Raw genomic sequence first — 19,643 nt, 5'->3', positions numbered from 1 at the left:
GTAATTTATGCTAAATCTTAAATTTTTATTTTTTAGCGATTTGGGGGGTGTAACATGTGGGTAAAAATTGGTGATAACCACGTTATTAATTTGAATTTGATGGGGGAGTTTTGGTGTGATTTTGAGAGTTTATGTATTGTCATCGGAGAGATACCATTTGATAGTGGTGTTAAGAGGATTTTGTTGTTGTATTTTGAAGATGATGGGAAGATGATGAAGGCATATGAAACATTAATAGATGGGTTAAAGTTAAATAAGAACTATGTTGATATATCTGGGCATGTTGTTAATGTTGAAGAGGCAGTTTACGAGGGGGAGTAACAATGAAAAATGTTTGGATTGCAAAAAATGCAACCATTGTTGGAGATGTTGAACTTGAAGAAGATGTTAGTATATGGTATAATGCAGTATTGAGGGGGGATTTGGATAAGATTATTGTTGGGAGAGGTTCAAATGTCCAAGATAATTGTGTGATTCATGTTTCAAAGAACTATCCAACAATAATTGGTAAGTATGTATCAATAGGTCATGGAGCAGTAGTACATGGATGCAGAATAGGAAATAACGTCTTAGTTGGGATGAACGCAACAATTCTAAATGGGGCAAAGATTGGGGATAATTGTATCATTGGGGCAAATGCTTTAGTAACTCAAAACAAAGAGATTCCACCAAATAGTTTGGTTTTGGGAGTTCCTGGAAAGGTTGTTAGGGAGTTGAGTGAGGAGGAGATAAAATCCATTAAAGAGAATGCATTGAGATATATTGATTTGGCAAAGAAAACCCTATAAATAATTATATTATAAATTACATAAACAAAAAGTCATCAAAACATTTAAGGTGATATGATGGTGAATCTTGCTTTTGTAATCGCTGAGTTTAATAGGGAGATAACATACATGATGGAGAAGGTTGCAGAGGAACATGCGGAATTTTTAGGAGCAAAGGTAAAGTATAAGATCGTTGTCCCAGGAACATTTGACATGCCTCTTGCAGTTAAAAAACTTTTAGAAAAGGAAGATGTTGATGCTGTTGTTACACTTGGGTGTGTTATTGAAGGGGAGACGGAGCATGATGAAATTGTTGTGCACAATGCAGCAAGGAAGATAGCAGATTTAGCATTAGAATACAACAAACCAGTTACACTTGGAATATCCGGTCCGGGAATGACAAGATTGCAGGCAGAGGATAGGATAGATTATGGTAAGAGGGCAGTTGAAGCGGCTGTGAAGATGGTTAAGATGTTGAAGGCATTAGAATAATAAAAGGTTGATGCAAATGGAAGTTTTAAGGGAAGTTTATGAAATAATTAAACAAAGAATTGAGGAAAAACCAGAAGGTTCCTATGTGGCAAAATTAACAACGGATGATAAAAAGAAGGCAGTAAACAAAATATGTGAGAAAATTGGAGAAGAGGCAACGGAGTTAGTATTGGCTGCAAAAGATAACAATAAAGATGAGGTAATTTATGAGAGTGCTGATTTGATATTCCACACTATGGTTTTACTCGCCTATTTAGGGATTGAGTTTGATGAGTTGATGGAAGAGTTTGAGAGGAGGAAAAAATAACTTATTATAGTTATTTATTATAAACTACATTTACTTAACTCAATGTTTGGAAAATTCTTTATAGAGTTTGGAGTCAAAACTCCTTCAATCAACCTTAGAATATCAGTTCTTGTTATAATACCAACAACTTTATTGTTTTCATCTACAATTATCAATCTACCAACATCATGCTTGTCCATTGTTAAGAGGGCGTTGTATATTTTTTCATTTGCTGGGATTGTTATGGGCCTTTTTGTCATGATCTTTTCAACCTTTTCAGTAACCTTTCCTTCTGCAAGTGCTAATGCAACATCGTGGAGACTTAAAATTCCAACGAGTTCATCCCCTTTCATTACAGGGGCCCCACTGATGTTGTTATATGCTAACAACTTAGCGGCATCTTTTATAGTATCGTCTGGTTTGAGATAGTAGAGTTTTTTCTTAATTCCCACCTCTCCAACGAGTAAATTTGGAACACTTGCAACCCCCATAACATCAAGTAGTAGGATGTGATTAATATCATCCCTTCCAACAACCCTACCAATAATTACAATTTTGTTGTGGTATGTTGGACCTATCTTTAAGACATCTCCAACGTTAAATTTCTTCGTATCTCCCCTTATGTATATTTTAGAGGAGCAGTGTTTTTCATGGGTAACTGTGTCAAATTCAATCTTTATAACAGAAACCCCTTCAACTTTTCCTTTCCCTTTATAAATAGGGACGATTATTTCTTCTTCCTCTTCAAGACCTAAAACTCTATATGCCTCACTTGTAGGTACATAGCCCCCTTTTGGACCAGGAACGCCATCTACAAGGTTTAAAGCCCTCAATGCCTGCATTTGATTTCTTATTGTTCCGGGATTTCTATTTAATCTTATGGCAATTTCGGTTCCTTTAACAGCCCTATTTTTTTCTTTATATATGGCTATTAACTCTTGAAGGATTTCTTTTTGAATAACGGTAAGTTCCATAATCCCACCAACGGATATAAAATGACAAATGATTATAAATAATGATTATAAACCATGATATAAATAGTTAACTAAATATTTCTAATATAGCAATTAGGATAACTAATGATTAAAATTTGGTGGGTAATGCTTATGTTCTGGATAACATGCAGAGAAGCACAGAAAATACTAAATGCAAAAAATAAAGTTTCTCTTAACCTTGATTTAGAAAAAACTTTAAAAACATGGGAAATTGAGATTGTAAACAATAAGGCATTGTTTCCAGATGGCAGTGAGATTGATTTAAAAACCTTGGAGAAAGTAGCAAAAGATGAGAATACGATTTATTTTATTAAAGATGGGGAAATTTATAAGGCAGTAATATCAAATGACGGATTTTATAAACTCGTATCAACAATCCCTCCAACTATAGAGATTAATGGCATAAGGATGCACAGAACAAAGGGCACAGACCCCTACAAGGATACACTTGAAAAAATCAACACCATAAAACCAAAAAAGGGTGAGTTTATCCTTGACACATGCATGGGCTTGGGATATACTGCTATAGAATGTGCTAAAAGAGGGGCGAGAGTAATAACAATAGAAAAGAATCCAAATGTCTTGGAAATTGCAAAAATAAACCCTTATAGCAGAGAACTCTTTACAAATAAAAATATAGAGATAAGAATGGGGAATGCCTTTGATGTTGTTAAGGAATTTGAGGATGAGAGGTTTGATGCCATTGTTCATGATCCACCAAGGTTTAGTTTGGCAGGAGAACTTTATAGTGAGGAATTTTATAGGGAACTTTATAGGATTTTAAAACCTGGAGGAAGGTTGTTCCATTATGTTGGCAATCCTGGGAGGAAGTATAGGCATAAAGATTTGCAGAGGGGTGTTATGGAGAGATTGAGAAATGCTGGTTTTGTTGATGTTAGGAGGATTGAAGAGGCGTTAGGAGTTGTTGGTAGGAAGGTTTAAAATCTGCATTTTCAACCCACAAATTTTTAAAGAACGAATTTTTTATATATAAAATTCAGAATCAGTAGTTTGTGGGGATGATGAGTGATTGGCCGCCTGATTTTTGTGATGAGTGAATATTCTGACCCACATTTTTGTTTGTGAAATTGTTTTTATTCTACATTTTCAATAAATATCCCATGCAATTTTTTAACACATGGAATCAGGTCTTTCTCATCAATAACAAATGAAATATTGACTTCTGATGAACCTTGAGCAATCATCTTTATATTTGCCCCACTCACAGCAACAGCAGTAAATAACTTTCCAGCAATGCCCTTTGAACCTCTCATCCCTGCTCCTACAACAGAAATAACACATACGTTCTCATCTATGTTAATGTCCCTTATAAGTCCAGAGTTGTTAAATTCCTTCTTTAATTCATAGACACTCCTCTCAACATCATCTGCATCAACAACAATGGATATATTTGTTTCAGATGAACCTTGGGAGATTAAAATTACGTTTGCATTTGCTTTGCCTAATGCCTTAAATATCCTTGCTGCTGTGCCACTAACGCCAACCATCCCAGCACCAAAGATATTAATCAATGCAACATTTTTTATTGTTGTTATTGCTTTAACGATACTGTTACTCATCTCTAAGTCGTTGGTTATTAAAGTCCCTTCATTTTCTGGCTCAAATGTATTCTTTACCAATATTGGAATACTCTTTTCCATTACTGGCTCAATAGTCCTTGGATGCAGAACCTTTGCTCCAAAGTATGCCAATTCCATTGCCTCAATGTATGAAATTTTTGGGATCCTCCTTGCATTTTTGACAATTTTTGGGTCGGTTGTTAAGATACCACTAACATCAGTCCATATCTCAACAACCTCTGCATCCAATCCATATCCAATAATTGCCGCTGAGTAGTCACTTCCACCTCTGCCAAATGTGGTAATCCTTCCATCCTCAGTGGATGCAATGAAACCAGTTACAACTGGAATGTAGTTCTTCTCTAATAACGGCATGAGTTTTTCTTTTACTTCCAATTTTAAAACCTTTGCACATCCAAAATTATCATCAGTTATAATTCCCGCTTCTCCACCAGTTAAAGATAAAGATTTTTCTCCCAAATCCTTAATTGCTCCACTCAATATTGGGGCAGATAACCTCTCACCAAATGATAAGATGTAGTCCTTTGATTTTGGAGTCAATTCTCCCAAATAAGCAACACCCATTAAAACCTTTTCTAATTCACCTATTCTCTCATCTATTATTTTTTTTACTTCATTTCTAATTTCTTCACTTTTTATTGCATCTTCAATTGCCTTGTAGTGTTTTTCCTTTGTATCTTTTATGAATTTGTTTATCCTTTCAATATCTTTTACATCTAAAGCCTCCTTTGAAATATCCACCAATGAGTTTGTAACTTGACTCATTGCAGAAACCACTACAACTATATCCTTATTCTCTTTCTGTTTTTTGTTTATTACTATATTTGCAACATGTCTTATCCTTTTTCCATCTCCTACGGATGTTCCACCAAATTTCATTACCACTACCATTACATCACCAACTATGTTTAAATTTTTCTTTAAATTTAATTCTAATCAAATTACATTATTTTTGAAAGAATTGTAGATGATAATCAAAAAGTAAATATAACACAAAAATCATAATCATTGTTATTATTATATTTAAGTATTTTTCTTGGTGGTTACTATGTTTTTTGAGGATTATATAATAGAACCTTTAAAATATGCTCTATCTGATACAAAAAAATTGTTTGTTGGTGGGGTATTATCGTTAGTTGGTATGGTGAGTATTTTATTTGGGGTATTCTTAGTAATCTTGGGGATAATGCCCACTATTATGCCCGAAGATATTATTCATTTAAAAGTTTTTGGAATGACAGGGGTAATTTTGGGGGGAGCATTTAGTTTGATTGGATTTTTATGTTTATTGGCAATTTCTGGCTATTATATGCAGATAATTAAATATACGCTGGAAGATAAAAATGAACTTCCAGAATGGGAAAATTTTTTACACATGGTTAAGAAAGGGTTTTTGTATGCGGTAGGTATTTCAATACTCACTATATTAATAAATATCCCAAGTTATCTATTTACCCTAGTTAGTGCATATAATGACTCATTGATAGTTTCTATAATTGGCGATGTAATCTCCATAATATGTTCCCTAATTGCATGGTTAATAATCCCACTGGCGACAGTTAATTTTGTAGCAAAGGACAGATTTTTTGCATTTTTTTATTTTAGAGAAATAATAAAGATGATGTCCTTTGAATATGTAGGTGTTTTATTTGCAATAGTTGTTATGTCATTTGTAATTGTGATTTTATACATATTGGGTTTGGTGGCGTTTACTGTAGTATTTTGGTTTGTCAATAAATTATTGATGATTGTTATTATTGCCATATCTATTTTGGTATTTCCATTTATAGATATCTTTATAAGAGTGTTTTCAAATAGAGCATATGCAAAGTACTATAAAAATTTATACCATTCACAAAATGATGGAGAAAATCAAAAAGAATTAAAGTGATTCTTATGAAGGTTAGGATATTCGACACAACTTTGAGAGATGGAGAACAAACACCAGGGGTTTCACTAACTTCAAATGAAAAATTGGAGATAGCAATAAAGTTGGATGAATTGGGAGTTGATGTTATAGAGGCGGGAAGTGCTATAACATCAAAAGGGGAGAGAGAAGGTATTAAGTTAATTACAAGAGAAAATTTAAACGCTGAAATTTGCTCGTTTGTCAGGGCATTGCCAGTGGATATAGATGCTGCATTGGAGTGTGATGTGGATAGTGTTCATTTGGTAATCCCAACATCAGATATACATATGAAATATAAACTCAAAAAAACACCTCAAGAAACAATGGAATGTGCTATAAATGCTGTTGAATATGCAAAAGACCATGGGTTGATTGTGGAACTTTCAGCAGAGGATGCAACAAGAAGTGATGTGAATTTCTTAATTGGGTTGTTTAACAAAGGTATAGAATCTGGAGCAAATAGGGTTTGTGTGTGCGATACAGTTGGGGTTCTAACTCCAGAAAAATCCATAGAACTTTTTAAAACATTAAGTGAGAATATAAAAGTTCCAATTTCAGTGCACTGCCACAACGATTTTGGAATGGCTACTGCAAATACAGTTTGTGCTATTAGAGGAGGAGCGGTTCAATGCCATGTTACTGTTAATGGAGTTGGAGAGAGAGCAGGAAATGCGTCATTAGAAGAGGTAGTTATGGCATTGCAGGTTTTGTATGGTTATGAAACAAATATAAAAACAGAAAAACTCTATGAAACATCAAGAATAGTCTCAAGATTAATGAAACTACCAGTTCCTCCAAATAAAGCAATAGTTGGGGATAATGCATTTGCTCATGAGGCAGGAATACACGTTGATGGGTTGATAAAGAACACTCAAACCTATGAACCCATTCAGCCAGAACTTGTTGGTAATAAAAGGAGAATCATCCTTGGAAAGCATAGCGGAAGAGCAGCGTTGAAATATAAACTTGACTTGATGGGGATAGAGATAACTGATAAGCAATTAAATGAAATATATGAGAGGGTTAAGCACTTTGGGGATTTAGGGAAGTATATATCTGATGTTGATTTAAAGGCAATAATCAGTGAAGTGACTGGAAGCCATGCAGAGGAGAAAATAAAATTGGATGAATTAACTGTTGTATCTGGAAACAAAATAACGCCAATAGCATCTGTAAAATTGCACTTTGCTGGAGAAGATAGGCATTTAATAGAAACATCTTATGGAGTTGGGCCAGTGGATGCTGCAATAAATGCAGTGAAGAGGGCAATAAGTGGGGTTGCAGATGTAAGGTTGGAAGAATATAGGGTTGAGGCAATGAGTGGAGGAACTGATGCGTTGATAGAGGTTGTTGTTAAGTTGAGAAGAGGTTGTGAAGTTGTAGAGGTTAGAAAATCCCATGGGGATATTATAATGGCATCAGTTCTGGCAGTTATGGAAGGAATAAACATGCTACTATAAATTCCCTCTATCAATTTTATTTTTTAAATATATTTAAATATATAAATTTAAAATTAGCATCTACGAAATTATATAAAAATTAAAATATAAAAAAATAGGATACAATAAATTAAAATAAAAAGGAATTTTAATTATTTCTTTTGTCTTTTCTCTCTTTTCATTCTTCTTAATCTCTTCTTGTACCATTTCCATCTCATTCTACCTTTTTTCTTCCATCTTCTTGAACTCCTCTTTATAGTCCCATCCTCCTTTTAGTTTTTGGTTTTTATCTCTATTTGCTGAACTGATATTTATATGTTTAAGTTCAAACTTAAAGTGTATTAGTTACTCCATTTACCTTTTTCAACAACAACATATCCATCTTTTGTTTTTGGTGCTATTTTTAAAACATCCTCTCTAAAACTTTCATCTAAGGATGGTTCATCATCAGTTCTTAAGACATTTTTTGTGTCAAGGATGTAGTAGGTTTCTTCTTCACCCAATTCAAAACCTTCGAGAACCTTTGAAAATTCCTCAATAATTTCATCTGCCTCTTTTTTTATCTTTTCTATATTAACCATCAAAATCACCAATTATTTCAAAAGACCAAGGTCTCTCAAAACTTCTTCCAACTTCTTCTTATTCTCCTCTTTCATTTCACAAAGAGGCAACCTCAACTCTCCAGAAGGCATTCCAAGTATATTCATAGCAGTTTTTATTGGGATTGGGTTGGTTTCAATGAACATAACCTTCATTAATGGGAATAACTTATAGTGTATCTCCCTTGCCTTGTCAAAGTTCCCGTTTAAAGCAAAATCAACCATCTCAACAAACTCTTTTGGGACGATGTTTGCTATAACACTAATAACTCCCTTACCTCCAAGGGAAATAATTGGCAAGGTGAGTTCATCGTTTCCAGATAATACTGTTATATCACATTCGTTTACAATCTCTGATACTTGTGAGAGGTTTGGGTTTGCCTCTTTTATTGCTGTTATGTTACTGTATTCTTCTGCTAAGTATTTTACTGTTTTTGGTTCTAAATTCACTGATGTCCTTGATGGAACGTTGTAGAGAACTATTGGCAAGTTAATGCTCTCTGCAATAGTTCCAAAATGTTTCTTTAATCCTTCTTGGGTAGGTTTGTTGTAGTAGGGGGTTATTGACAATACTGCATCTGCCCCAACATCCTCTGCAAATTGTGAAAGTTCAACTGCCTCCTTTGTGGAGTTTGAGCCTGCTCCTGCAATGACCTTTACCCTTCCATCAACAATCTCAACAACTTTTTCTACAACCTTTTTATGCTCATCATGGGATAGCGTAGGGGATTCTCCCGTTGTTCCAACGGATACGACTCCACTAACGCCATTTTCTATTAAAAAATTTATGTTTTTCTCTAAGCCGTCAAAATCAATTTCCCCATTTTTAAATGGGGTTACAATTGCAGGAAAAACCCCTCGCATAAAAATCTCCTCTTTATTGGTTCATTTGTTTCATTTTATGTGTTATATATCCTGCAATTCTGTTTCTTAATCTTTTTGTAGAGATTAATGCAACCTCTTGGACGATTTTTTTGTTGGTTTCGAAATCTGTTGTAAATTTGTCTTTGTGTTTTTCAATTAATTCATCTCCAATCCTTTTTATGAATGTTTGCCTAATCCTTCCCAATTTATCACCCTCAAATTTTTTATACTTTATTTTGCATAGTATATTTGTTTAATAATTTTTATTCTTTTAGGTATTTGGACTGTATGTCTTTATTGTGCTCAATGAGTATTTTAATAATTTTTACACCAATTTCTTCATCAAACTTGTATTTATTGCATAATTTACGTGTTTTTTCATAAACTTCTTTTTCTCGTTCACTGTCATTTATTGGTAGGTTTAAAGATTTTTTTAACATGGCAATATCTCGTGCAAAATTTGTTCTCTTAGCCATTAGTTTTATCAATTCCTCGTCAATCTCATCAATTCGTTTTCTAATGGCTTCGAGTTGTGTCTTTGCATCATTCATTTTATCTCCAGTTATTTATATTGGCTTATCAAAATTTTAATTATGTATTATTTAAATTTAACTGTATCATGGTGGTGTTTATTTATTAAAGTAGGTGGGAGTTATAGTTGTTTGCGGAAATTTTTGTCGTTATTTAGATATGAAAATTTCTGAAAGAATGATAAGTTGGGGTTAAAACCCCAAATAAAGCATAATTTACCTTTTTAATTTTATGAAGAATATAGTCGTTATAACGCAATGATTATACTATATATGTATTTTTATTTAAATAAATTGTCCATCTGATCCACTTAAATGAAAAATTATAAAAATGGATGTACGATATAGAGTTTCTCGATAAATTTTATAATTCTAAGTCGTATTAAAATCAAATTATGAATTAACAAAAATAATCATGGTGATACTATGGAGAATGCAAAGTCATTGATTGCAAAAGAAGCGGTGAAATTGATAGACGATGGGATGGTTGTTGGTTTAGGCTCTGGTTCAACAGCAGGACTCTTTATTATGGAACTTGGTAAGAGAATACAGGAAGAAGAACTCACTGTTTTTGGAGTACCCACGTCATTTGAGGCAAGGATGCTGGCGTTGCAGTATGGGGTTCCTTTGGTTTCTCTCGATGAGTATGATGTGGATATAGCGATAGATGGAGCAGATGAGGTAGAAAAGGATACACTCTATTTGATAAAAGGCGGGGGAGGTTGTCACACACAAGAAAAGATTGTTGACTATTCTGCAAAGGAATTTGTCGTTATTGTTGATGAATCCAAAATTGTTAATAAATTAGGTGAGAAATATCCAATACCAGTAGAGGTTGTGCCTTTTGCCTATTCAGTGGTAATTAAAGAACTCATAAACATGGGTGGAAATCCAACAATAAGGTTGGGAGAGAGGAAAAGAGGGCCTGTAATCACCGATAATGGAAACATGGTTATAGATGTCAGTATGGATGTAGATGATGCTGAAAAACTTGAGAAGGAACTCAACAACATCCCGGGAGTTGTTGAAAACGGTATATTCACAAAAGTGGATAAAGTTTTGGTTGGAACTGCAAAGGGTGTAAAGACATTAAAAAAGAAGAAAAAATAAAATGGACAATTTCAATTAAATGAATTTTAAGTTATTTTTGTACTTTTTTATATTAATAAAGTTTTTATTTTATCAATCGATGCATTTTTTGACTATTTAATAACAATTTTTAAATACCACATTTATGTATTTATGTATAGATTTTTTAGATTTGTTATTATTTTAATATTTTTAATGTTTAATTTGGTATAGGTTGTTTGCTTTATTAACCACAACCTTAAATGGGATTAAAGACATAAATATTCTTGAGATTTTGTTATGTTTGATTTGATGTTTTAACTTGGAGGTAAGGTTATGTCCATAAGAAGGATTCGATCCCCCTTATTAAAAAGAGTTGTGTTGTTATGTATTCTTGGTGTAATATTTAGTGGGTTGGGGGTTGGTGGTATTACTTTGGCATCATTTGTTGAATATATAAAAGAACACATGGTGGAGGACGTTGGAAACAATTTGAAGTTATTAAAGTATGTCCTTGAAAACAGAAAAAAAGAAATGGGGAAGTATGTATATTTTTATTCAGAAGAAATGAATAAATATGATAAAGAAGTTATTATACAAAAGATAAACTACTATAGTAGTTTGGAAAACTATGATATCTTTGCATGGGTTGATTCTAATGGAAATATAATCTATGATGTGCATGGAAATCGGGGGCACATATGTATCTCAAATTTCGTAGATGTTACTGGGGATTACGTTGTTGTGAATAAGGATTTTATGAAAACGTTTGGTTATGAGAATAGATGTATTGATGGTAAAGCCCTCCTTATAATGTCAGTTTATCCTTTAAAAGGAGGTTATCTAATAGCCGCTGATGTACTTAACAAAAATAACAAGATATTTGAGGGTATTAAATATTCAACGTATGTTGATTTTACAATATTTGCAAATAATGTGAGAATAACTACAACAATAAAAAATAGGAGTGGGATGGCGATTGTGGGAACTATGGCTGACCCTAAAGTGGTTAAGGAGGTGTTGATTGGGGGAGGGACATATGAAGATATTGCCGATATAAATGGAAAAACTTATATAACAAGATATGAACCATTAGTGGATAAAAACGGGCATGTTGTTGGTATGATAGCAACGGCAATTAATGTGGATAAATTTTATGAAATAATAAATAACTTAATGATAAAGATACTTATCATCATCATAATGGTTTCTGCGATAGTTTTGATAATAGTTATTGGATTTATGAGAGGTATTGTTAATAAGTTGGATGAATATATAGAGTTGACAATTACTTATATGGAAAAAAAGAATAAAAAATAATAAAAACAAATGGATACATTAAAAAGTGAGGTTGTCGAATAATTATCAAAGGTTAGTGTGCGAGTATTATTCACATCAGTAAAATCTCAACATTCTACATTTATAAGGTAAAAATTTTACATTGTCATTATCACCTAAATAACATTTAGTAATAACTTACTATAAAGAATTCGTATTTTTCGACAACCTCTTAAAAAGCAAAAAGTATATAAATTAATTGGGATATTGAATATTGAGGGATAACATGATGAAGCAGAATAAGAGTAGGAAACCTAAGCAAATACAAAACTTTGAGTATGCAAGAAGGTTTGTTGGTAAGAATGTTAAGATATACATGAGAAATGGAGAAGTTTTAGATGCAAAAGTAACAGGTGTTTCAAACTACGAGATTGTGGTAACTGTGGTGAAGGATAACGAAATAAAAAACATGCTTATATTTAAGCATGCAGTTGACTACATAGAGTTTGAGAAATAAATTCACATCTTATCTTTTACTTTTTTAATTTCACTTTATTTTAAATTCATATATCTAAATTTTATGATAATAACTAATATATAAACTGAATGGAAGATATTTTAAAAAATTACGTGGTGGAATCATGCCTAAGATGGTACTCCTTCCAAAACTTACAATGGCACTTGGAGGTTATATCAGAGAAACTGCAATGCCGTATGGGGAAGATGAGGTAAAACCATTTCCACATAGGAATGTTATCGTAGGAAATCCAACAAATGAACCAATAAAAATAGATGTGCCTGCATATGATGATGAATGGGTTGAGAGGCATGGGAGATTGGGATTGATCGTTGTCCCTGTTTCAGAAAATGATGATTTCGTTGGATTGTTTAAGTTGGTCGAGGAAAAAGTGAGGAGGGGAGGAAAATAATTATAAATTAATTTTACATTTTCGTAGATGGTGAAATTATGATAAAAGGAATATTTTTTGATTTAGATGACACTCTATATGACTCTTCAAGTTTTGTCGATATAGCAAGGAGGGAGGCAATAAAATCCATGATAGATGCTGGTTTAAAAACTACTGAAGAGGAGGCATATAAAATCTTACAAAAAATTATAAAAGATAAAGGTTCAAATTACGGAAGGCATTTTGATGATTTAGTAAAGGCAGTTATGGGTTATTACGACCCAAAAATCATCTGCATGGGAATAATTACCTACCACAATGTAAAATTTGCTTTATTAAGGCCCTATCCGGATACGATAAAAACTTTGATAGAGTTAAAGAAAATGGGGTTGAAATTAGGAGTTATTACTGATGGAATAACAATAAAGCAGTGGGAAAAACTTATAAGGTTGGGAATTCATCCTTTTTTTGATGTGGTTGTTACATCAGAGGAATATGGGTTAGGTAAGCCGCATTTGGAATTTTTTGAATATGGGTTAAAGAGGATGGGATTGAAGGCAGAGGAAGTTGTTTATGTTGGAGATAGGGTTGATAGGGATATAGAACCTGCAAGAGAACTTGGAATGGTAACAATAAGAATTTTAAAAGGAAAATACAAAGGTATGGAAGGAGATAGTGATTATACAGTAACCAAATTGCCAGAAATAGTTAGTATATTAAAAAGTTTGATAAAATAAACAAAAAAGTGAAATCATGATTGAGAATATCAGAAATCTTATTGCCTTTATGACGAGGATACCTATAGGTACTGAAAATTTTAATTTTGAGGAAATAGCGAATTATTTCTTTATACTCCCAATAATTGGATTGCTTATTGGTGGACTTGGGACGTTGTCGGCTTATATTTTGAGTTATATTTTCCCATCAACCATTGTTGGTGTTGTTGTAGTGTTTTTTTTGCTCTACATACAGGGGTTTCATCATGTTGATGGTTTAGCAGATTTTGGAGATGCATGGATGGTTATGGGTTCTCCGAAGAGGAAGTTAGATGTTATGAAGGATGTTTATATGGGCATAGGAGGGTTAATTTTTGTATTTTTTGTGGAATTAATCTCTATATTTGCTATTGTTTATGCCATTGAATTTTCAGTAATTTATATCTTAATTGCTGAGGTTTGTTCAAGATTGGGGATGTTGGCATGTGCATGCTGTGGAACGCCATGTAGTGAGGGAACTGGGAGATATTTTGTGAAGAAGAGTGATGAGAAGTTTGTTGTTGTTGGATTGATATTGACTTTGCTTATAGTGTTCCCACTAACTGGAAAATTAGGGGTTTTATGTGTAATTTTAGCGGTACTAAGTGGGGGATATATAGCAAGAGTAGCAAATAAGCATTTTAGATGTGTTAATGGTGATGTTTTAGGGGCAAGTAATGAGATAACAAGGATGATTGTTTTACTCGGTATTGCATCTTATTTGTACATTAACCAATTATCTCAGCCCCTCTATAATCTAATTCAGATACTATAACCATCCCGTATTTTTCAAGGGCTTTTTTTACCTTTTCAACATCCTCTTCATAGCACAATGCAATATATGAAGGTCCAGTTCCAGAGAGGCCGGATGTTACTGCGCTGTTTTCTATTGCATCTATTGCAATGCTTGTTGGGAAGTTTAATGCAGAGGCATATAGAATCCCATTTAAAAATAACGCTCTATAGTAATTTCCAATTAGGCATTCATTGAAGGCAACTTCAACATAATCCTTTAAAAGTTTCATCCTACTTACATCAACGTTCTTTTTTAGATTTGGGATTAAAATTAAAACCTTCAAATCATCCTTAAATTTGTCTCTTTTTAGAATTTTTCTTTTAATATTATCTGTTACTGTAATTCCCCCATAGTAAGATGCAGTAGCATCATCATAAGCACCAGTAACAGTTAGTTTTTCATCAAAGGATGATTTTATCCCTAAATTTAAAATTAATTCATCATCTATCCTCTCTCCTAAAGCACCAAATGTTGCCAAAACAACGGCGTTTGATGTTGCACTACTACTACTTAAACCTGATTTTATTGGGATTTGTGTCTCTGTTATAACTTTTGCAGAGTAATTTAGTCCAAAATAATCTAAAACATTCTTTACGCATCTTTTAATTAAATTTGGCTTAACTTTTGGATTATCTTTAACAACTCCTTCAATATTATTTTTCCCATCATCAAAAAGTTCAACCGTTGCTTTAACCTTTAAGTTTATTCCAAATGCTGAGCCGTTTCCTGTTGCTATGGCATTTATGATTGTCCCTGATGCAGACGCTACAGCAGTTGCTTTCATGTCCATCGTCACCTTTATTTACTTTAAAAAGTCCAATGATGCATAAAAAATTAAAAAATAAAACTAAGAAGTTATTTTTTCTTCATCCTTTGGAGGTATATGACTACAAGTATTCCAATTATAGTTAATACAATAACCCCCATTGGAATTGGTGTACTTACGTTTGCTTTTACGAGATTTTTAAATGCATCTGTGGGTGAATAGGTATTTAGTATATCCCTATACCCATCATATACGGTTGCATCACTTCCATCATAAGGAAGGGTAAAGTTATACCAATACCCCTGACTCCAATATATATTATTAGGCTTATATGGAAATGGCAACTCCCAAAGTAGATTCCCAGTTTTGTTGTCATATATAAGGAATGAGGTGTTATGGAAAAAACCACCCCCTTCTGTTGCATAAGTAGCCAATAATCCATCTTCTGTTATATTTATATCCCACTTTCCATCTGCATAGTTGTTATCTCTATAGTTGTCATTCATCTTTATTGTCAATTTTGTTCCTACGGGAAGTTTCGCAGTGTATGGAAGAGATACTAAAGGTGTTGTTTGACTTCCACTCTGTTCAAACAATTTAACCTCAAGTCCATTTGGGAGGGTGTAGGATAAAGGTACAGTTGGAGCAGGTATCGTTGTTCCCCAACTGTCATTCAACTTGATGGTTTGCTTTAGTACTTCCCCATTATCTAATTGCGTGTATATGTAAGTTACATAGTAGTGGTCACCTTTATATGACGTCCCATCTGGATTTTCCTCTTTAACTTCAATCCATGTATTGACAACTTTTGCCCCCAATGTCATATTGGCAATTAATAACAAACCAATTAGAAGACATAAAAATTTTTTCATACTTTCACCTTTGTTATTTTAATACCATAATTAACTTTGTAAACTCGGATATTTAACAATTTTTTTATAATTCAAAAGATTTAAATATTTAAGAATTTTATCCATGCAAAAACATAAAAACAAAATATGAAAAATAAAATAATTAAATAAATTTAAAACAATTTATAAATTTGGAGGATAATGTGTTAAGGAAAAAAGCAATGCTGATTTTAAGAAAGGAGTTTAATGAGAAAAAGAATATTGAAGAATTGAAGGAGTTGGCAAGTGTTTTGTATGAACCAGTTGAATGTGTAGTTCAAGTCCGCCCACCGCATCCAAAGTATCAAATAGGTAGTGGGTTGGTTGAGAAATTAGTGGAGAAGATAAAGGAAAAAGATATAGAGCTTGTGATTTTTGACAATAGGCTCTCTCCAACACAAAAATACAACTTAGCAGGAAAATTTGGTGTTGAGGTTATAGATAAGATTGAGTTGGTTTTGAGGATATTCTACAAGCATGCTCAAACAAAAGAAGCCCAGTTGCAGGTTAAATTGGCAGAACTTCAATATGAATTACCTCAGGCAAAAGAAAAGGTTAGATTAGCGAAGTTAGGGGAGAGACCAGGATTTGGGGGATATGGGGACTATGAGGTTAATAAATACTACAACAAAATAAAGAGGGACATTACCATAATAAAAGAAAAATTAAAAAGGATTAGGGAGCATAGGAAAAGATTGAGGAAGAAAAGGAAGAAATTTGAGGTTGTTGGGTTGATTGGATATACAAACGCAGGGAAAACAAGTTTGTTGAATGCTTTAACAGGGGAAAGTAAAACATCAAAAAACCAGGTATTCACAACACTAACTACAACAACAAGGGTAATAAAAAATGCCCCAAGAAAGATTTTAGTTACAGATACAGTTGGATTTATGGAAAATTTACCCCACTTTATGATTGAGGCATTTTTATCAACCATTGAGGAAAGTGCAGAGAGTGATTTGATTTTGATTGTTGTAGATGCATCTGATAGTATTGAAGATATTGAGAGGAAGTTAAGGACAAATTATGAGATTTTGAGTAGAATTGGTTGTAGTTCCCCTATAATAACAGTATTCAATAAATGTGATAAGATAGGTGAGGAAAAGAAAAAGAAAATCTTAACATCATTGGAGAGATACATAGTAAGTCCTATATTTGTATCAGCAAAATACAACATAAATATTGATGAACTCATTGAATTAATTTTGGAAAAGTTGAATGCATGTATTGGAGTTGTGGAGACATCAGATATGAGATTAATTTCTTACCTATATGAAAATACCGAAATTATAGAAAAAATTGAGGAGAATGGAAAATATATCATAACATTTAGAGCAAAGGAAGATGAAGTTAATAGAATTTTAAGGATAGCCAACAAATTGAGGGGGTAGTATGCAATTAAAAAAGAAACTTTATTTATTGATTTTTGTGATGTTGGGGATAGTTTTGTTGTATGCAATCTCTCCAATACTCCATACTTTTTTCATGTTTTTTTATAGGAATCCATCAACAGTTGAGTTAGGTTTTTTGGTTGTGGGAATTATTGGATTTTTAGCATATAGGGGAATTAATAGAGTCCTGTATGCCATTCTAATAGTTATTTTGGGATATTTTGTTATTTTGTCACCAATGCTGTATCTTACAGATGCATATACATTAACTACCCTCCAAAAGGAAAACCTTCCAAAAGATATCGAGAATTTTAATGGGTTTGAATGTGATGGTGGAGGATTTTTAAGAATATTGCCAAAAAAGGTTGCAGAGACGTATATGGTTTCATCGTTGGAGTATCCAAGATACACAATAGATAATGTTTATATAACGACATTTGACAATTCCATGTTTTGGTTTGCCTATTTGGAGCCAGATGGGTTATTTAATAGAATAATGCTCAAATCAAAAGGCATCTTTATGATTCCAGTTAACACAACTGAGAGGGTTGTGATAAGGAAAGAGAAAAATATCGAATACACCCCAGGGCAATTGGTTACTGATAACCTTTATTGGAAATTGTATAGGTTTGACTACTTTGCAGATTATGGAAAGCCAAGAGTTGTTGTTAAAGGCAATAAAATATACACAATAGTTCCACAAATAAAGTATAGATTCCATGGATTTTATACAACTCCATATTGGAGCGGGGTCGTTGTTTTGGATGAGAATGGTAATATAAAATACTACTCAAAAGAAGAGGCATTGAAGGAATTCAACTCCCCAATATTCCCAGAAAGTTTGGCAAGGAAAATTGTGGAATCTCAAAACTATTGGAAATCATCTCCAATAGATAATATATTGAATCTCTGGTTTAAGCATGAAAATGAGATTGAATTGGTTGATTCTGATGGAAATAGGCAGCCTTACTTAATTATGGTAAATAAAAAGCCATACTGGATACTTGCAGTTGAACCTTATGGTAGGGCATATGGAATCTCAAGGATCTATGTCATAGGTATGGATGGAAATATTTTGCAGTACAAATTCAGTGAGCCAAAAATAGGGCCTATAAAAGGCATGGATTATGTGCAAAAGTCCCTCCCAACCTACGATTGGGATAAGTTTGAGATTGTCGAACCACTACCAATATTTGTTAATGATAGGTTGTATTGGAGATATGTTATTATCCCAAAATCAGGAGGGGGGATTTCAAAGATAGTTTTGGTTGATGTTGAGACAGGAGATGTTGAGATATTTAACTCCCATGATGAATACTCATCATTTATAAAAAATGGGGAAGTTGAAAGTATTAAAAAGGTTACTGTTAAGGATATTATAAAATATGAGAAAAATGGGAATACACATTGGCTAATTGTTTTAAGTAATGGTTCTTATGTTGATTTGTCTGCTGATGATTTGAAAATTGAGGATATTATTAAAATAAGTAAGTTGAAAGTTAGAGATGCTTATAATTAATTGTTGGATAAGGGATATTATGATACATGAGGTTGTCATAACATCTGGAAAAAAGAATAAGGCACCGATAGGTATCTACCTTAAAGAAAAAAAAATTATCATCCATTTGTTTGAAGGTTCTCATACGTATCAAAACCTAATGGATGATGATTATTTCGTTGCAAATATTTGCCATCCGATAGAGATTGCGGAGGCGGTTTTAACTGATGAGGATGATTATGGTTATTTAAATTTTGATGGGAAAGATTTATCTTATTTAAAAAATGCATACAAAATTTTTGTTGCTAAAGTAAACAAAAGAAAATTTATAACGAAGAGGGATAATTTTGGAGAGTCAAAACTTATGATTGTTGAAGGGGAAATTGTATTTGAAAAAGAACTAAAAAATACAATAATTCCATACAATAGGGCAGATGGGCTTTTGGTTGAGATGGCAGTTATATATTCTCGACTAAATAATGAGAAAATAGTCATGAAAAATGAGGACAGAGAGGCAATGAAAAAAGATATGGAAAAATACTTCAAAATAATAAAAAAGGTCGGTTCAAAAAGACATGTTGATTTGGCAAAAAGATTTATGTCCCTATCTTTGTTTTAATGAATTTTAAAAGCTGATAGTGTGATTTAACACTATTAAAATTAAGACCAAAAAATAGAAATAGGTAGTACTTAAATAACTCGTTAAAAAACGGTGCATCTCCTATGCTAGCAGCACTTAATAGTATACTCACTAATTCTATAAATAGTTTAGGATTTAACTGTTCGGAGGAGTTATCTAAGTTCGCACAGG

The 19,643-nt window shown here is 32.9% G+C and carries 24 protein-coding genes; 16 read left to right on the top strand and 8 right to left on the bottom strand.

Annotation, left to right across the window (positions count from 1 at the left end):
* The first annotated feature begins 54 nt into the window (after nt 1-54).
* Genes METFODRAFT_RS05170 through METFODRAFT_RS05155 form a run of 4 tightly spaced genes read left to right on the top strand, consistent with a single transcriptional unit; the run spans nt 55 to nt 1,566 of the window.
* Nucleotides 55-321, top strand: coding sequence for a hypothetical protein (locus METFODRAFT_RS05170; RefSeq protein ID WP_007044499.1), 267 nt, complete (start codon nt 55-57; stop codon nt 319-321).
* Nucleotides 322-323: 2 nt separating this feature from the next.
* Nucleotides 324-788 (top strand): gamma carbonic anhydrase family protein, encoded by a 465-nt coding sequence (locus tag METFODRAFT_RS05165; RefSeq protein ID WP_007044498.1) that lies wholly within the window; start codon nt 324-326, stop codon nt 786-788.
* Nucleotides 789-845: 57 nt separating this feature from the next.
* Complete coding sequence (ribH, locus tag METFODRAFT_RS05160) at nt 846-1,259, top strand: 6,7-dimethyl-8-ribityllumazine synthase (RefSeq protein WP_007044497.1); 414 nt, start codon at nt 846-848, stop codon at nt 1,257-1,259.
* A gap of 16 nt (nt 1,260-1,275) precedes the next feature.
* The gene (locus METFODRAFT_RS05155) at nt 1,276-1,566 is read left to right on the top strand and encodes a phosphoribosyl-ATP diphosphatase (protein ID WP_007044496.1); all 291 of its coding nucleotides are present in this window, start codon (nt 1,276-1,278) and stop codon (nt 1,564-1,566) included.
* Nucleotides 1,567-1,583: 17 nt separating this feature from the next.
* Here METFODRAFT_RS05155 and METFODRAFT_RS05150 read toward each other — a convergent pair whose 3' ends face one another.
* Nucleotides 1,584-2,519, bottom strand: coding sequence for a CBS domain-containing protein (locus METFODRAFT_RS05150; RefSeq protein ID WP_007044495.1), 936 nt, complete (start codon nt 2,517-2,519; stop codon nt 1,584-1,586).
* A 132-nt stretch (nt 2,520-2,651) separates the two neighbouring features.
* Here METFODRAFT_RS05150 and METFODRAFT_RS05145 point away from each other — a divergent pair, with 132 nt between their 5' ends.
* The gene (locus tag METFODRAFT_RS05145; RefSeq protein ID WP_007044494.1) at nt 2,652-3,482 is read left to right on the top strand and encodes a class I SAM-dependent methyltransferase; all 831 of its coding nucleotides are present in this window, start codon (nt 2,652-2,654) and stop codon (nt 3,480-3,482) included.
* Nucleotides 3,483-3,634: 152 nt separating this feature from the next.
* Here METFODRAFT_RS05145 and METFODRAFT_RS05140 read toward each other — a convergent pair whose 3' ends face one another.
* Nucleotides 3,635-5,032 carry an aspartate kinase gene (locus METFODRAFT_RS05140; protein ID WP_007044493.1) on the bottom strand — a complete coding sequence of 466 codons (1,398 nt, stop codon included), beginning with the start codon at nt 5,030-5,032 and terminating at the stop codon, nt 3,635-3,637.
* 157 nt (nt 5,033-5,189) lie between these two features.
* Between METFODRAFT_RS05140 and METFODRAFT_RS05135 the strand changes: the two genes are divergently transcribed.
* A complete protein-coding gene (locus tag METFODRAFT_RS05135) occupies nt 5,190-6,032 on the top strand; it encodes a DUF4013 domain-containing protein (RefSeq protein ID WP_007044492.1) in 843 nt (280 codons plus the stop codon).
* Between the two features lie 5 nt (nt 6,033-6,037).
* Complete coding sequence (locus METFODRAFT_RS05130; protein ID WP_007044491.1) at nt 6,038-7,510, top strand: 2-isopropylmalate synthase; 1,473 nt, start codon at nt 6,038-6,040, stop codon at nt 7,508-7,510.
* A gap of 320 nt (nt 7,511-7,830) precedes the next feature.
* Here METFODRAFT_RS05130 and gatC read toward each other — a convergent pair whose 3' ends face one another.
* From gatC to METFODRAFT_RS05110, 4 genes are read right to left on the bottom strand one after another with little or no spacing between them, the layout of a single operon-like run.
* On the bottom strand, nt 7,831-8,070 hold the full coding sequence (gatC, locus tag METFODRAFT_RS05125; RefSeq protein WP_007044489.1) for an Asp-tRNA(Asn) amidotransferase subunit GatC: 240 nt from the start codon (nt 8,068-8,070) through the stop codon (nt 7,831-7,833).
* Between the two features lie 12 nt (nt 8,071-8,082).
* The gene (gene dapA, locus METFODRAFT_RS05120; protein ID WP_007044488.1) at nt 8,083-8,952 is read right to left on the bottom strand and encodes a 4-hydroxy-tetrahydrodipicolinate synthase; all 870 of its coding nucleotides are present in this window, start codon (nt 8,950-8,952) and stop codon (nt 8,083-8,085) included.
* 13 nt (nt 8,953-8,965) lie between these two features.
* The gene (locus tag METFODRAFT_RS05115) at nt 8,966-9,157 is read right to left on the bottom strand and encodes a 30S ribosomal protein S17e (protein WP_007044487.1); all 192 of its coding nucleotides are present in this window, start codon (nt 9,155-9,157) and stop codon (nt 8,966-8,968) included.
* 58 nt (nt 9,158-9,215) lie between these two features.
* Nucleotides 9,216-9,503, bottom strand: a complete 288-nt coding sequence (locus tag METFODRAFT_RS05110) for a chorismate mutase (protein WP_007044486.1) — start codon at nt 9,501-9,503, stop codon at nt 9,216-9,218.
* Nucleotides 9,504-9,908: 405 nt separating this feature from the next.
* Between METFODRAFT_RS05110 and rpiA the strand changes: the two genes are divergently transcribed.
* From rpiA to cobS, 6 genes are all read left to right on the top strand, one after another.
* Nucleotides 9,909-10,592: a ribose-5-phosphate isomerase RpiA gene (gene rpiA / locus METFODRAFT_RS05105; protein ID WP_007044485.1), complete on the top strand. Its 684-nt coding sequence runs from the start codon at nt 9,909-9,911 to the stop codon at nt 10,590-10,592.
* Nucleotides 10,593-10,886: 294 nt separating this feature from the next.
* A complete protein-coding gene (locus tag METFODRAFT_RS05100; RefSeq protein ID WP_007044484.1) occupies nt 10,887-11,870 on the top strand; it encodes a cache domain-containing protein in 984 nt (327 codons plus the stop codon).
* A gap of 244 nt (nt 11,871-12,114) precedes the next feature.
* Complete coding sequence (locus METFODRAFT_RS05095; RefSeq protein WP_007044483.1) at nt 12,115-12,345, top strand: RNA chaperone Hfq; 231 nt, start codon at nt 12,115-12,117, stop codon at nt 12,343-12,345.
* A 124-nt stretch (nt 12,346-12,469) separates the two neighbouring features.
* Complete coding sequence (locus METFODRAFT_RS05090; RefSeq protein WP_007044482.1) at nt 12,470-12,757, top strand: energy-converting hydrogenase B subunit P; 288 nt, start codon at nt 12,470-12,472, stop codon at nt 12,755-12,757.
* A gap of 38 nt (nt 12,758-12,795) precedes the next feature.
* The gene (locus METFODRAFT_RS05085; RefSeq protein ID WP_007044481.1) at nt 12,796-13,473 is read left to right on the top strand and encodes a TIGR02253 family HAD-type hydrolase; all 678 of its coding nucleotides are present in this window, start codon (nt 12,796-12,798) and stop codon (nt 13,471-13,473) included.
* A gap of 16 nt (nt 13,474-13,489) precedes the next feature.
* A complete protein-coding gene (gene cobS, locus METFODRAFT_RS05080; protein WP_007044480.1) occupies nt 13,490-14,266 on the top strand; it encodes an adenosylcobinamide-GDP ribazoletransferase in 777 nt (258 codons plus the stop codon).
* Here the strand turns inward: cobS and METFODRAFT_RS05075 are convergent.
* Nucleotides 14,220-15,071, bottom strand: a complete 852-nt coding sequence (locus METFODRAFT_RS05075; protein WP_048115610.1) for a shikimate kinase — start codon at nt 15,069-15,071, stop codon at nt 14,220-14,222. The two genes, cobS and METFODRAFT_RS05075, sit on opposite strands and share 47 nt — an antisense overlap.
* A 71-nt stretch (nt 15,072-15,142) precedes the next feature.
* Nucleotides 15,143-15,925 (bottom strand): hypothetical protein, encoded by a 783-nt coding sequence (locus METFODRAFT_RS05070; protein ID WP_007044478.1) that lies wholly within the window; start codon nt 15,923-15,925, stop codon nt 15,143-15,145.
* Nucleotides 15,926-16,107: 182 nt separating this feature from the next.
* On the opposite strand from METFODRAFT_RS05070, the gene hflX reads away from it, so the two are divergent.
* The 3 genes from hflX to METFODRAFT_RS05055 are packed head-to-tail and all read left to right on the top strand — an operon-like array spanning nt 16,108 to nt 19,451.
* Nucleotides 16,108-17,334 carry a GTPase HflX gene (hflX, locus tag METFODRAFT_RS05065; protein ID WP_007044477.1) on the top strand — a complete coding sequence of 409 codons (1,227 nt, stop codon included), beginning with the start codon at nt 16,108-16,110 and terminating at the stop codon, nt 17,332-17,334.
* 1 nt (nt 17,335) lies between these two features.
* Nucleotides 17,336-18,853 carry a hypothetical protein gene (locus tag METFODRAFT_RS05060; protein ID WP_007044476.1) on the top strand — a complete coding sequence of 506 codons (1,518 nt, stop codon included), beginning with the start codon at nt 17,336-17,338 and terminating at the stop codon, nt 18,851-18,853.
* Between the two features lie 19 nt (nt 18,854-18,872).
* Entirely contained in the window at nt 18,873-19,451 is a 579-nt protein-coding gene (locus METFODRAFT_RS05055; protein ID WP_007044475.1) for a DUF447 domain-containing protein, read from the top strand.
* Nucleotides 19,452-19,643 lie beyond the last annotated feature (192 nt).

This window comes from Methanotorris formicicus Mc-S-70, assembly GCF_000243455.1.
GTDB classification, from domain to species: Archaea; AGJL01; Methanococci; order Methanococcales; family Methanococcaceae; genus Methanotorris; species Methanotorris formicicus.
The sequence above is the reverse complement of the archived record's forward strand: the minus strand, read 5'-3'. Positions and strand labels throughout refer to the sequence as shown.

Coding starts and splice junctions, on each gene's coding strand:
- METFODRAFT_RS05070 (WP_007044478.1), bottom strand. CDS start 15,925: ATGAAAAAATTTTTATGTCTTCTAATTGGTTTGTTATTAATTGCCAAT.
- METFODRAFT_RS05090 (WP_007044482.1), top strand. CDS start 12,470: ATGCCTAAGATGGTACTCCTTCCAAAACTTACAATGGCACTTGGAGGT.
- METFODRAFT_RS05170 (WP_007044499.1), top strand. CDS start 55: ATGTGGGTAAAAATTGGTGATAACCACGTTATTAATTTGAATTTGATG.
- METFODRAFT_RS05145 (WP_007044494.1), top strand. CDS start 2,652: ATGTTCTGGATAACATGCAGAGAAGCACAGAAAATACTAAATGCAAAA.
- ribH (WP_007044497.1), top strand. CDS start 846: ATGGTGAATCTTGCTTTTGTAATCGCTGAGTTTAATAGGGAGATAACA.
- METFODRAFT_RS05140 (WP_007044493.1), bottom strand. CDS start 5,032: ATGGTAGTGGTAATGAAATTTGGTGGAACATCCGTAGGAGATGGAAAA.
- METFODRAFT_RS05135 (WP_007044492.1), top strand. CDS start 5,190: ATGTTTTTTGAGGATTATATAATAGAACCTTTAAAATATGCTCTATCT.
- METFODRAFT_RS05060 (WP_007044476.1), top strand. CDS start 17,336: ATGCAATTAAAAAAGAAACTTTATTTATTGATTTTTGTGATGTTGGGG.
- METFODRAFT_RS05095 (WP_007044483.1), top strand. CDS start 12,115: ATGATGAAGCAGAATAAGAGTAGGAAACCTAAGCAAATACAAAACTTT.
- METFODRAFT_RS05155 (WP_007044496.1), top strand. CDS start 1,276: ATGGAAGTTTTAAGGGAAGTTTATGAAATAATTAAACAAAGAATTGAG.
- rpiA (WP_007044485.1), top strand. CDS start 9,909: ATGGAGAATGCAAAGTCATTGATTGCAAAAGAAGCGGTGAAATTGATA.
- cobS (WP_007044480.1), top strand. CDS start 13,490: ATGATTGAGAATATCAGAAATCTTATTGCCTTTATGACGAGGATACCT.
- gatC (WP_007044489.1), bottom strand. CDS start 8,070: ATGGTTAATATAGAAAAGATAAAAAAAGAGGCAGATGAAATTATTGAG.
- METFODRAFT_RS05130 (WP_007044491.1), top strand. CDS start 6,038: ATGAAGGTTAGGATATTCGACACAACTTTGAGAGATGGAGAACAAACA.
- dapA (WP_007044488.1), bottom strand. CDS start 8,952: ATGCGAGGGGTTTTTCCTGCAATTGTAACCCCATTTAAAAATGGGGAA.
- METFODRAFT_RS05075 (WP_048115610.1), bottom strand. CDS start 15,071: ATGAAAGCAACTGCTGTAGCGTCTGCATCAGGGACAATCATAAATGCC.
- METFODRAFT_RS05055 (WP_007044475.1), top strand. CDS start 18,873: ATGATACATGAGGTTGTCATAACATCTGGAAAAAAGAATAAGGCACCG.
- METFODRAFT_RS05085 (WP_007044481.1), top strand. CDS start 12,796: ATGATAAAAGGAATATTTTTTGATTTAGATGACACTCTATATGACTCT.
- METFODRAFT_RS05110 (WP_007044486.1), bottom strand. CDS start 9,503: ATGAATGATGCAAAGACACAACTCGAAGCCATTAGAAAACGAATTGAT.
- METFODRAFT_RS05165 (WP_007044498.1), top strand. CDS start 324: ATGAAAAATGTTTGGATTGCAAAAAATGCAACCATTGTTGGAGATGTT.
- METFODRAFT_RS05100 (WP_007044484.1), top strand. CDS start 10,887: ATGTCCATAAGAAGGATTCGATCCCCCTTATTAAAAAGAGTTGTGTTG.
- METFODRAFT_RS05150 (WP_007044495.1), bottom strand. CDS start 2,519: ATGGAACTTACCGTTATTCAAAAAGAAATCCTTCAAGAGTTAATAGCC.